The organism is Streptomyces sp. NPDC006510 (assembly GCF_040611955.1).
GTDB lineage: Bacteria > Actinomycetota > Actinomycetes > Streptomycetales > Streptomycetaceae > Streptomyces.
The window spans coordinates 1-11,577 of record NZ_JBEXPH010000232.1; the positions used below are offsets into that span (position 1 = coordinate 1).

Here is an 11,577-nt window from a genome sequence, read left to right on the forward strand (position 1 = left end):
GTCTACGCTATGGCCTGCGGCCACCGCACGATCTTCAGGAGTCCACACAACCCCCGATGATCACGCGGTGGCCGTACGCGTTCCCAGCCGGGTCTCCCAGCATCGCGAAACCAGACTGGAGTACTAGGGTCTGTGTACGCCAAGGCGCTCGGTATCCGGCTGGGCCGGTATCAGGGGGTCGAGACTGGTGGGCTTGACGTTGCACTTGGTACGCGGCTGACCGCAGCGGCTGACGATGGCTCTTCACCAACTCGTGGAGACGCCACAGCTAGACCGAGCTGCGGCGCCGGGCCTCGGCGTTGCCGACCTTCCGGGGAGCCACTGCGGGGTGATCGGCTGGTCGACCAGCGCGGCCTCGACCAGGCGGCGCAGATCCGGGTTAGCGGAGAGGAAGTCGGTGCTCACCCCGGCCTGGCGGGCCGCGGCGGTGAAGCTGATGGGAATTGCCTACTTGTACCAATAGCGAACGCCGCCGTGATGGCTGCAGGTGCCGCGGAACGTCTTCGAGGAACTGCAGGTCCCGTCTTTGCACTGCGCGGTAACGTCCGCCGGGTGCGCGCTGCCGGCCCTGCACACCCCGGTCGTGTGGGGCGCGCACGCGGCCGTCGCCTCTGCCCGAACGAGCGGAACGAGGAGTGCTGCGGCGACGGCGAACGCGGTGAAGGTGGCGCGGACGAGTCCGCGGCGGTCAGGTGCTGTGATGGTGCCGGTCATGATGCGGTGCCTTCCTGGGGCGAACCCTGTGCCGTAGCACGGGGTTCGGTCTGGGTGATGGGGTCGCCGCGGGGGAAGACGGCCGGGGCAGGATGTCCTGCACTCTTCCCCCGCGGCGGGTCGGACCCGGACAAGGTTGCCCAGAGTGCTCAGGCAGTTTCCCGGGACGATTCACGATTCCGGCTCGCAGGCGCCCGGATGTCCGGTCAGGTGCCGCAGGTGTCAAGCATCTCGGACAGGGCAGCGGCCTCGGCCGGGTTGGCGGTGAGCTGGTAGTTGGCCTTCACGCTGATCCAGGCGCGGCTGTAGGTGCACCAGTACGACTGAAGCGGAGGCTTCCAGTTCCCCGGGTCCTTGTCCCCCTTGGCCCGGTTACTACCGGCCGACACCGCAATCAACTGTGAATGGACCAGGTCGTTCGCGAAGGCCCGGCGCTCGGGAGTCGTCCACTGCGAGGCCCCGGACCGCCACGCTTCCTTCAACGGGACGACGTGGTCGATGTCGATACCGGAGGCGGAGGCGACCGGCTTCCCGTCGTACTCGGAGTACCAGGTGCCGCTGATGGAGCGGCACTGGTCGTCCTGGACCACGTCCTGGCCGTCGCGCTGGAGTACGACCTCGCGGGTGTCGCAGGTGCCGTACTGGGTGATCCAGTGCGGGAACTTCGTCCGGGAGTACCCGGGGACATCGTCCTCGTCGGCCACAACGAGGTCCGCGAGGAGTTCGCGGGCCTTGACCGCGTCCGGCGGTTCGGGAAGTTCACGCAGGGACGGGATCTGACCGGCCGGGGTGTGGGGGCCGGCCGTGGTGGCGGTGGCCGGGGCGGCGGTCAGCCCGAGCCCGGCGAGAGCCGAAACAGCCGTGAGGACCAAGGTTCGGCGTAGATGGCGAGTCATGCCGATCATGCTCCGGCCCCGGCACGGCGAAGAATCGTTGCTGCCCGGCGGGTGTCACTCGCGCGGGTGGGAAGTCGTACCGGGAGTAGCAGTCGGGTGTTGCGACAGTGCGTCGGGACTGAACCACACACACCGGGGTCCGGTTCCGCTCGTGGACCAAGATCCAGCACGTCCGGTCGTCGGCGTCCGGCGCTCCGCTGGTGGGAGAGGCATATGAAGGCGGCCGGCGGTAGGTGGGCAGCGCTGGCACCGGATGGAGCAACACCGAACGCATCACACTCGTCGAACTGCTCAGGGTCGCAGCGATCGACGAGTGCCTCTTCGAGAAGGTGCCGGATGTGGTCGGAGCACGGTGGGTGTTGCCGCGCCTGGTGGGCGAGGTCCGCTACGCGGCCAGGCCCCCGGGCGGGACTACTGCGGTATCCCTCCTGGCACCGGCTGCAGCCCGACCTCGCACCGGACGACAGCACCTGACCCGGGCACTGACTACTGCGGCGGCTGCAGTCCCGTCTGCGGATCTGGCAAGGCTCGATGTCCGGCCTAGCCTCGCGTCCTTTCTGAACTCGTCCGGGACAGACAGGAACGGTTGAGCAACCCGATCTGACGCCGCATCGGCACCCGCACGATACTCACCAGGGCCTGAGTAGCGGACGTGCGGGCATAGGCGTAATGCGCTTTCGAGCAGTACCCGAGCGCATTAGGTTGTAAATGGTTACCGCCGCGCCCGGAGCCACGGGGGTCTTCCGGGGGAAATGCGGTGGTCAGGAGGGACCGGAATGACTGAACGGTCCATTGCGGGCGGTCACGCCTGCGCCTACCGCCGGATGGGCGCCGATCCGGTACGGGGTCTATGGAAGCTCAGAAGGCTGACGGACCGCGAACGGGAAGTGTTCCTTCTGGTGGGCACGGGTGCAGGAAACCGGCATCTTGCGCGGGAGCTGGGGATTACGGAGCGCACAGTGAAGGCGCATATTGCGCGGATCGTGGAGAAGCTGGAGCAGCAGACGCGGCTTCAGGTCGCGGTGCTGGCTGTGCTTGCCCACGAGCAGCTGTGCTCCGATCTGCGGTGCGAGTGCCGTGAGACTGGTGTCCCACCGGGGTTCTCGGTGACGGCGGCTGCCTGATGAGGGTGTCCGTGCCCGTGCGGAACGGGTGCGGACACCGCCGTGTCAGTACTGTCAGTAGTGCTCTTCCCGGTAGACGCCGTCGGCGTCGACACCGCGGCCCCAGTCGCCAAAGCTCGTGTTCGCCAGCTCCAGGTTGACGACGAGGGATCCGGCGGCTGCGAGGGTGATCCTGAACGGGTCGTCGTCTTCGTCGGGGAGGTTGTTCACGGCCAGCAGCGGGAATTCCGCGGAGGCCAGTGTCCGCTCGTCGGCGATGAGGACGAGAGTGCTGTTGGGCCAGTCCTCGTCGTCTCGCCCGATCCGCGCCTGAATCTGATTTGCCGTGATGCCCGCGTGGGTGGGGTTGTCGATGACGTTGATCGACTTGTAGTGCTCCGAGCCTTCTTCGAGGGCCTGGAGCAGGCGTGCCCACTCATCTGGTTGCTCGAAAGATGTCCGCACCAGGAGCGGGCCGGCGGACTCCTCGATCGTGGAGGAGGCCGGCTCGGGCTCGGCTCCCGTACGCTCGCCGGGGATGACCTGGATGAGGAAGCGGGGCTTCTTGCCGTCCGACGACCGGTCACTGGCATGTACGCGGATCAGGTAGGGGCCGGCTCCCGCGGTTGCGAGATTCTCTTTGCGTAGTGGCTCGTATCCGCTGTCGCACAGGGCGAGGAAGCCGGTCGTGGAGATCACGGTGATCTCTTCGACCTCGTCCCAGCCGCTTTCGGTTCCCGGGTCGTCTCCGGTGTAGAGGGTGACGATGGGGTTCTCCAGTGCGTTTCCGGCATCGATGTGCAGCCAGTCCTTCTCGGCCGCCAGGAACCCGCGTCCGCGCGGCTGCTTGCCGGCGTCGGGGTCCATGATGGCCAGGTCGCCCCATTCCTTCATCTTGAGCGGCCGGGTGCGGCCGTCGAGGAGCGGCCAGTTGGAACGCTGCATGGAGAACCCCCATCGTGCTTACTGTGCCTGCCGGTTACGTCCTGGAAGGGTAGACGGGACCTGTGGCAGGCGCGTTGCGCGTTCTACTTGATGTTGACGTAGTAGCCGTCACCGTTGAGGACGCGCTGGGCCTTGTAGAAGCCGCCGAGGCGGGCTCCGGCGCTGCGGTTGTCACCGGCGGAGATGATGCGGGTGCTGCCGCGGCCCGGGTTGCCACCCTCCTTGCTCGCGGCGAACGGGTACTCGTCACAGTCGTACTTCGAGGGGTCGGGGTTGTGCACCTTCGCGCACATGGCCTTGCGGTGGGCGCTGATGGTCTTCTCGTCGGTGATGCGGTGCAGCGGAGTGGAGGCGCCCGGGTGACCAGCGATCTTGCGCTGGGCATCGAAGATGTGGTTGGCGGACTGCTTCACCTTCGCATCGCTGCGGGAGAGGGAGAAGACCGGGGAGTAGGACGGGAAGACGCAGCCGGGGTTCTTGGTGCGCTGCTTGGGACCCCAGAACGTGTCGTCGCAGCGGTACTTGGCGGAGCTGTAGGTGAAGCCGCCGATCGTGTAGCCGGGCTTGGTGAAGGTGAACCGGTAGGAGGCCGGGCTGGCGAGCTGCTTCTTCTTCCCGACACTGGCGGCGTAGCCGACGGTTCCCTTGTGGGCGGGGCCGAGGGTGGAGCCTTGCGGGAACTTGACGGCGGTCTTGACACCCTTGCCGCCGCCGACGGAAACGTTGACGTGGATGCCGCTGGCATTGACGAGCTTGGCCTTGCCGACGGTGAAGCTCTCTGTCCACTTCAGCTTGTTGGTCTTCAGCGTCATGGCGTGCTTGATGTCGAAGGTGGCGGAGCCGAACGGCTTGCCGTTCTTGAGCAGGTCGATGCGGGCGCCGACATCCATGCACATGCTGGTGCGGGTGATGGTGATGGTGTTGAGCTTGCAGGTCGCGGCGGCGCTTGTGTTGGCGTAGACAGTCTTGGCAGCCGGGGCCTGGGTGACGGCGATGCTGTACTTCTCCGGTGCGGCTTGTGCGGTTGCGGCGCTCATGCCGGTGAGGAGGAGGGCGCCGAGAGCGGCACCGCTGACGGCTTTGCTGGGCGCGCTGATGCGCATAGGTGTGTGTCCCCTCGTTGGTCGAGGGACGGCACCACGTCGGGCTGCCGTCCGTCAGGCGAGCACGCTATGCGCTTCAACAGCACTGGATCTATTGGCTGTTGAGACACTGTCTGATAGGACAAGTCAGGATTCGGCCAGCAGCGATGACAGTCGACGGACTGTAGCGATTGAGTGTCGGACGGCGAACCAGTACGTTCGCGGACATGAGCCGGCTCTGGCCCGTCCATCACTGTGAGGAAATCCCCCGGCGGCAAGTCGGCGTCGACGCTCAGATCGGCCATCGCCGGTTATACCAGCCGTCCAGCAAGCGGACGTGCAAATGGTGTGCCCCGTCGTGTGGCCACCGACCGCAGCGACCCCAGGCGCCGACCCACTCGGGCACCTGCGACCGTTGCATCGAGGGATTTCCGGCCACTACGGGTCGCCGCTCAACCTGCCCCAGGGTTGTATGTCCATGCCTCACCGGCCCTGAGTGGGCCATGCTGGGCCGTGTACCACCGCGTGATCTGGTCCCTGTCGTCGAGCGGTCTGGCTCGACTTCCCGCTGCCCCCGACCCTGTACCAGATCACCGCCGCAGTCTGCGCCAGCTCTCGGGCCGGGAGGACAGCACACAGGCCAGGTGCCTGACACGGTCCGCGGCATTCTTCGCCCGCCGATCGCTGCTGCGCACCGCCATCCGCAAGTACCGGGCCAACCGTCCCATCTGCTCGCCGAGACAGCCCAGCCGGGCGTCGAGATCGCGAGGCTGGGCAGCCCGCGCGAGGTCCGCCGATAGAAGAGGGAGACAGATGAGGGGCCGACGGAGAGCCACTCGCGAGAAGCGGCCCGGCACACCACCGGCTCCTGACCAACATCCACGCTGACGTCACCGTCGGCCAAGGAAGTCCCACCAGCGTAACCGGTCCGCCGAAACACCCGAGAGAGGCCATCCGCCTGTGATCCCCCACAGCCGCCCCGTGATCAACGAAGCCGACATCGCCCAGCAAGCCGGCGTACCCATCGCCACCTGGCGACGCCGCGACGCCCCCGCATTCCGCCGGCGCGTGCCACCCCTCTTCCCCGGCAGCCGCGTCCTGGTCTACGACCTCGCCCAGGCCCAGGCCCACCTCGCCGGGCGCCCCATCCCCGCCCTGCCCACCCGCGAACACCCCGACGACCTCCTCAACGACGAGGAGGCCGCCGCCCTGCTCGATGTCGCGGCCGGCACCGTCCGCGCCTACGCGACCCAGGGCTACCTCCCGCCCGGCACAACCGTCTACAGCCTCCGACTCTGGGCCCGCCGCGACATCGAAAAACGCCGCAACGCCCCTTCCCGGCAAGGAAAGGGAGGCGGACGCCGTCCGGGCACAAGGAACGGGCCCCTCAAGGCCCACGCCTACGAGGGCGACCCCCGCCTGTGCACCGCCGCCGAGGTACTCGAAACCGCCGAGGACGTGCCCCGTACCCGCCTCGCGGCCGCTCTCGCCACCCAGCACGGCGGATCAACCCGTACCTGGGAACGGCTCCTCGCCCAAGCCCACCGCAACGCCCCGTCCCGGTGACCTTCTTCTCCAGCCCGTGCAGCAGCGCGGTCAGCAAGGTCATCACCCCAGTGCTACTGCCGCCCGGGTCCAGGCCCGCCGTCGCCTGGTCTACGTCCTCGATCCGGGCGACGGCGGTCCTGGAGCTGTTGGATGCCTCCGGCGCCCGGGACCCGCTACCGACGAAAGAGCCGGCACCGCGCTGCGGTTACCGGCTCTCGGCTGGGTCTCGCACGGCAACGCGAGGCCGTGTAGTCCCTGTTCGGCTTTCGGTTGGAGTCAGCGGGCCCGACCACCCCGACCACCCCGACACCCTGACCGCCCGCAACAAGCTCGCCCAGTTGCGGCGCGAGGCGGGGATGGGCGTTGATGAATCGATCGGTTGTTGCACAGCCCTGCCTCGGGGCGCAAACGACCGTTTCCGCCTCCGGTAGCGAATGTCCCGTCTCACGAGAGCTTGCCTCCGTCTCACCTGACTTTGTCAGTTCGCATGTCAGGGGCAAGCTCACCCGAGACGTCCGCTCGCCGACCGCTGTGCTATCCAAGGGCAGTGACGACCTCCAAAGCCCTCAGAAGCCCCTTCGACGCGGTGCTGTGCGACCTCGACAATGTGATCCGTTTCTACGACACGAGCCAGCTGGCAGAACTGGAGCGTGCTGCGGGGCTGGCGGAGGGCGCGACCGCGGAAGTGGCATACGCGCCGGAGAGAGACCTGCCATACCTCCTCGGCAAGATCTCTCAGCAGCAGTGGGTGGAGTCCATAGTGCTCGGCCTTACTGGCCGGGTGTCGGAGGTGCTGGCGCGCGAACTGGGTACGGCACTCGCCAAGGCTCCGTTCTGGGCCGACGAGGCGGTGGTGGCTCTGCTTCGCCGAGTGCGGGCACACATGCCTCTGGTCCTGGTAACGAACGCAACTCTGGAGCTGGAGGACGACCTGGTGTCTCTGGGGCTGGCGGATCTCGCCGACCATGTCGTCAGTAGCGCCCGGGTGGGGGTGGCCAAGCCGGACCGGAAGATATATGAGATCGCGGCTGAGCGGGCTGGTGTTGCCATGGACCGGTGCCTTTTCGTGGATGACCGGTTGGAGAACGTCGAAGCCGCAGTCGCGTTCGGAATGACCGGCGTGCACTACCGAGAGCCTGCGGATCTCCGTGAGCCGTTGAGCTTCGTGCTGAACAGCTGAGACAGCCGCACCGACCGACAGGTGCGCGCCCGAGTCTCACTGGATCGTGTCCGTCCTGAACAGGCCGAGCAGGCACAGCAGCTCTACGACTCCGGCACCTCCGTCCCGAAGATCGCCCAGACCTTCAAGATCGGGCGCTTCACCATCGATGGCTACATCACGCTGAAGCCAGCAAAGTGATGTCCACAGACACGATGGACTGAGACAACCTCGTTCATTCGCACCTGGCAGACACGACGAACCGAGACACCAACCCCCGCCAGTCTCGCCGCACTATGCATCACGCCTGCTCAGAGCCTTGGCCGAAAGCAAGATCAAATGAGACGGGACAGCGAACGAGGGCGGCCCCTGGCAGGGGCCAAGTCCGCCGCGCGGGACTCGACGCCTGCGGCCGCGAGTGCGAACACGCCGGGCCAGCTCGGCCGCCGTGCTCGCACTCAGCCCCGACAACACCCTCGACCACGGCCTGCGCGACACCATCCTCGACGGCCTGCGCAACCCGCCGCCCGGCACCTGGTCGACCGTTTCCAACTCGTGCCAGGGGTCGATCCAGTGCTCGCTGTTGTACGTGAGGACCATGTCGTCGATGCCCAGGCATTCGACGATGTGCGGGCGGGGCGTTTGCGTCTGAGCCGGTAGTTGCGCGGGGGCAGCGGGTGGGATGCTGCGGGGGTCGCTCACAGATTGTCGCTCTCGGGACGCGCGTGCGGAATCAGCGGACGGTTGCTGTTGTGTTTGGTGGCGTGCAGGCCTTGCGGGCTGACGGGGAGTGCCTGTGGGGTGGTGAGGACGATCTGAGAGTCGCTGCTGGCATTCTCCGCGCAGACGGTGAGGACAGCGTTGGCAAGGCGTTCCCCTTCCGGGCCGCCGCCCAGGCCATCGAGGGGCGCGTCCAGCCACTGGACGCGTGGCAGCAGAACGAGCGGCATGCTGCGAGCGGCTTCCAGGGCCATGAGGTGGTAGGCGGTGTGGGCAATGCTCACCAGCCCTGCCGAGCGGGCAAGCTGCTTCAAGGTCCGATTGTTGATCTTGGGCGCCAGGGTCTTCGGATCGATCGCAGCACTGCGGATCTTGTCCGGCGCCATGGGAATCGCGATGTCCGCGAAGATCTGCGACAGCTGCTTCACGGTTTGCTTCCGGTGTTCCTGCGCGTTCTCTTCGGCAACAGCCCAGGCTTTCGTCGCATCGTCGGCCTGCTGGGACGACGCTGCTTCCTTCTTCTCCAGTTCGGAGATCTGAGCGAGTTCCTGCCGGCGTGCTTTGACTGCATCCAGCTTCGCCCGCGCCTCGCTCTCACCCGTACCAGCGCGGGCCCGTGCAGCTTCGCGCGGAGATCGGGCCGCGCCAAGTCGGCAGGATGTGGGTGGTCCGGCCCAAGCGGTGGGTCACGTCCTGCAGGTGAAGGAAGCGGGGGTCGACTTGGCGTGGGCGTCGGCCTTTCTCCGCGGCCTCGTCCAGGTGCCCGATCGCGTGGCGCGCGACCTTGCGCAGGGTGTCGTCGTGGTCGCCGAGTTGACGAAGGTGCAGGCGTTCCCAGGTATCGGTGGAGACCAGGGTGCCGGTCACCAGGCCGCCGCCCACGGCCAGGGTCAGCACGATGTCCCGGGCCTCGATGTCCTCGTGCTCCGCGCCCAGGCGCAGCATTTCCAGGTGCGGGTCGGTCCGGGCGTCCGGCTGGAGCAGCATCCTCACGGCCGGCTGGACCGCATCTCTCCACGACAACGTGCCACTCCCCTGGAGCGGACCACTCCCGCGCAAACTCGCGCCACCCCGCCCCCTCCTGCCACACCCCGACGGTTTCCACGGAACTTGGCACCAGGCGCATAACTCGAACGGGTGAACGGCCGTACCCGCGACCGACAAACCGGTCATTCATGCCCGCGGATCCGGGAACCGCACGCCGCCGCCGTGCGGATCGGCGAGCGCGGACGGCCGCTCCCCGAGCAGGGGGACGGCTCCGCCGCGGTGAACACTGGCCAGCGCTGATGCGGACGTCGGCTATTGTGCGATCCGCTCCAGGTGCCCGGATCGGGCATTCTGCGTTGTGCCATCGGCTGCACCCGTACCGTTTTGCCGTGCCGCCGCGTACGTGTCTCTTGCAGGAGCGTCGGCTGTTGCCGCGCGCGCCATAATCATGAATGGGGTGGGGATGTCCAGTCACCGATTGTCCAAAAAGGGCCGATACATCGCCTGGGCGGCGGCGGGTGCCGCCGTTGTTGTAGGTGCCGGAGTCGCGGCACAGACGTCGATGGCGGCCACGACGTGGCCTGCACAGAAGACCTATACCGGACGGGCGTTCGACACCTGCACAGCGCCTTCGCTCCCGGCGATGAAAGCTTGGCGCACAGGGTTCTACGGCGCTGCCGCAGTCTACGTCGGAGGCAAGAACCGCGGTTGCGCCCAGCCGAACTTGACTGCGTCGTGGGTGAAGTCGGTCAACTCCAGCGGCTGGAAGCTGATACCGATCTACGTAGGCGCACAGCCGCCCTGTCAGAAGAGTGCGAATCCAGAGAAGTTCACCGCCTCGACAGCGGTATCCCTTGGCGAGAGCAATGCCAAGGACGCAGTCTCCAAGGCATCGGCGCTCGGAATGAAGGCCGGCAGCCCGATCTACCTCGACATGGAGCCGTACGATATCACCAACAAGGCGTGCAACGACGCCGTGCTGGCCTATGTGCGCTCCTTCACTAAGACGCTACGGGCAATGACCTACCGCGGCGGCTTCTACGGCTTCAGCAGCTCCAGCGCGAAAGCTATCGCCACTGCTACGAACAAGACCGATCTGCCGGGGAACCTCTGGTACGCATTGTGGGACAAGGAGAACACGACCACATCGGACTGGCCGTGGGGCGCCACGCAGTTCACTGACCACAGCCGGGGTCACCAGTACATGGTCAACAGTAAAGAGTCTCGCGGCGGATACACAATCACCGTCGACCGCAACGCCTGGGACGCCCCGGTCGCGATCATTGGGTGACACTGGCTCAACATTCGTCGACCATGGCCGTCGTCCAGAGACGAGCTCGCACGTTGCGTACCGGTCTCGTGCTGTGGGCGGCAGTCGGGTGAATCGGGCCACGGAAGCGCTCTGACCCGAAAGAGGCCCCCCGTCCCGGGAAGTCCCAGGCCGGGGGGCGATCCGTATACCTTTGACGCGTTCACTGAAGGAACTCAGGTAGCACGCCTCCTTAGCGTGCTACGCGACGCGTGAGAGGGACTCTGCGCCCGCCAGCCGGGCCTCTGCTTCGAGCGCCTCGACGTCACCCTGCGGAAGATCGAGACAGACGATGCGCTCGTTCTCAACGGTCGAGAAGACGAGCTCAGCGCCCAGAGATGCTTCGCATCCAATGGTGCGATGTGCGAGGAGCGAAAATCGCTCCAGATCCCTTTCAGAGAGCAGATCGAGCGGCACGGCCATGAGGGGGTCCCCGCGTCTGCCTGATGTCGGCCCCTGCGCAGACCTCACCTCCTCGATCATCTCTTCGAAGATACGCTTCGGCTCAGGATCGGTGATGGCTTCATCCACGTACAGATCGAGTACAGTGTCCGCGCCAATCTTGCCCAGATGCGTACCGACCACGGAAAGGAAGATTTCCATGTCGGCGTCGGTGGAGGACGTGAAGTTCAATGTGCGTTCCTTCGGTGGTACATGGTCAGGGATTGGGTGGCCGGCGGCTGACCCCGGCCACCCAAGACGTAGGCCTGCGCTAGCGGCGCCAGCCACGGAGTGCGACCCAGCGCACCCCGCTCTTGCCTAGGTTCCAAAAACCACGTTTCACGCTGTAGTGGCCTTTGCTACCGGCTCTGTTGTGGTGCCAGCCGTGATGCTTATCCCACTCGATGCGGTTTTGGTGGTTACCCCAGTGAAAGCCTGGCTTGTGCTTCCGCATGACGAAGTGCTTGTTCTTTTGTCCGAACATCATCCACTTGGTCGGAGTGCGGTGGAAGAACGATCGGGTAGACCGATATCCCGACTTCGCCCAACGATAGCCCCGCTTGGCCCAACCCCACCGACGTCCGTCGAGGTCGTATTGGTTGGTGGGGTCGCCGGGGTAGGCGTAGCGGTTGTCTCCGCCTCCGTATACGGGGTCGGTGGAGAGGAAGCGTCC

Annotated in this window: 14 protein-coding genes and 1 pseudogene; 7 read left to right on the forward strand and 8 right to left on the reverse strand. The window is 66.3% G+C overall.

Annotation, left to right across the window (positions count from 1 at the left end):
* Positions 1 to 447: 447 nt before the first annotated feature.
* Positions 448 to 714, reverse strand: coding sequence for a DUF3761 domain-containing protein (locus ABZY11_RS38570; RefSeq protein WP_356483640.1), 267 nt, complete (start codon positions 712 to 714; stop codon positions 448 to 450).
* Between the two features lie 206 nt (positions 715 to 920).
* On the reverse strand, positions 921 to 1,619 hold the full coding sequence (locus tag ABZY11_RS38575; protein ID WP_356483641.1) for an HNH endonuclease family protein: 699 nt from the start codon (positions 1,617 to 1,619) through the stop codon (positions 921 to 923).
* Between the two features lie 125 nt (positions 1,620 to 1,744).
* Between ABZY11_RS38575 and ABZY11_RS38580 the strand changes: the two are divergent.
* Both ABZY11_RS38580 and ABZY11_RS38585 read left to right on the forward strand, forming a co-directional pair.
* Positions 1,745 to 2,084, forward strand: a pseudogene (locus ABZY11_RS38580) (ATP-dependent DNA ligase); the annotation flags it as partial.
* Positions 2,085 to 2,386: 302 nt separating this feature from the next.
* A complete protein-coding gene (locus ABZY11_RS38585; protein WP_328512780.1) occupies positions 2,387 to 2,734 on the forward strand; it encodes a helix-turn-helix transcriptional regulator in 348 nt (115 codons plus the stop codon).
* Between the two features lie 54 nt (positions 2,735 to 2,788).
* On the opposite strand, the gene ABZY11_RS38590 is transcribed toward ABZY11_RS38585, so the two are convergent.
* Both ABZY11_RS38590 and ABZY11_RS38595 read right to left on the reverse strand, forming a co-directional pair.
* Positions 2,789 to 3,658, reverse strand: a complete 870-nt coding sequence (locus ABZY11_RS38590; RefSeq protein WP_356483642.1) for a hypothetical protein — start codon at positions 3,656 to 3,658, stop codon at positions 2,789 to 2,791.
* An 83-nt stretch (positions 3,659 to 3,741) separates the two neighbouring features.
* On the reverse strand, positions 3,742 to 4,761 hold the full coding sequence (locus ABZY11_RS38595) for a NucA/NucB deoxyribonuclease domain-containing protein (RefSeq protein WP_356483643.1): 1,020 nt from the start codon (positions 4,759 to 4,761) through the stop codon (positions 3,742 to 3,744).
* A gap of 960 nt (positions 4,762 to 5,721) precedes the next feature.
* Here ABZY11_RS38595 and ABZY11_RS38600 point away from each other — a divergent pair.
* The 4 genes from ABZY11_RS38600 (at position 5,722) to ABZY11_RS38615 (ending at position 8,099) form a co-directional block, all read left to right on the forward strand.
* Positions 5,722 to 6,306, forward strand: a complete 585-nt coding sequence (locus ABZY11_RS38600; protein ID WP_356483644.1) for a DNA-binding protein — start codon at positions 5,722 to 5,724, stop codon at positions 6,304 to 6,306.
* 529 nt (positions 6,307 to 6,835) lie between these two features.
* Positions 6,836 to 7,468: an HAD-IA family hydrolase gene (locus ABZY11_RS38605; protein ID WP_356483645.1), complete on the forward strand. Its 633-nt coding sequence runs from the start codon at positions 6,836 to 6,838 to the stop codon at positions 7,466 to 7,468.
* A gap of 21 nt (positions 7,469 to 7,489) precedes the next feature.
* Positions 7,490 to 7,648 carry a helix-turn-helix domain-containing protein gene (locus ABZY11_RS38610; RefSeq protein ID WP_356483646.1) on the forward strand — a complete coding sequence of 53 codons (159 nt, stop codon included), beginning with the start codon at positions 7,490 to 7,492 and terminating at the stop codon, positions 7,646 to 7,648.
* Positions 7,649 to 7,895: 247 nt separating this feature from the next.
* Entirely contained in the window at positions 7,896 to 8,099 is a 204-nt protein-coding gene (locus tag ABZY11_RS38615; RefSeq protein ID WP_356483647.1) for a hypothetical protein, read from the forward strand.
* Positions 8,100 to 8,145: 46 nt separating this feature from the next.
* Here the strand turns inward: ABZY11_RS38615 and ABZY11_RS38620 are convergent, their stop codons facing one another.
* Positions 8,146 to 8,595 (reverse strand): hypothetical protein, encoded by a 450-nt coding sequence (locus ABZY11_RS38620; protein WP_356483648.1) that lies wholly within the window; start codon positions 8,593 to 8,595, stop codon positions 8,146 to 8,148.
* A 166-nt stretch (positions 8,596 to 8,761) separates the two neighbouring features.
* Complete coding sequence (locus ABZY11_RS38625) at positions 8,762 to 9,190, reverse strand: hypothetical protein (protein ID WP_356483649.1); 429 nt, start codon at positions 9,188 to 9,190, stop codon at positions 8,762 to 8,764.
* A 427-nt stretch (positions 9,191 to 9,617) separates the two neighbouring features.
* Between ABZY11_RS38625 and ABZY11_RS38630 the strand changes: the two genes are divergently transcribed.
* Positions 9,618 to 10,445 carry a glycoside hydrolase domain-containing protein gene (locus ABZY11_RS38630; protein ID WP_356483650.1) on the forward strand — a complete coding sequence of 276 codons (828 nt, stop codon included), beginning with the start codon at positions 9,618 to 9,620 and terminating at the stop codon, positions 10,443 to 10,445.
* Between the two features lie 219 nt (positions 10,446 to 10,664).
* Here ABZY11_RS38630 and ABZY11_RS38635 read toward each other — a convergent pair whose 3' ends face one another.
* Entirely contained in the window at positions 10,665 to 11,096 is a 432-nt protein-coding gene (locus tag ABZY11_RS38635; RefSeq protein WP_356483651.1) for a hypothetical protein, read from the reverse strand.
* Positions 11,097 to 11,175: 79 nt separating this feature from the next.
* Positions 11,176 to 11,577, reverse strand: a 402-nt coding sequence (locus ABZY11_RS38640) for a hypothetical protein (RefSeq protein ID WP_356483652.1), incomplete at its 5' end; no start/stop codon positions are given.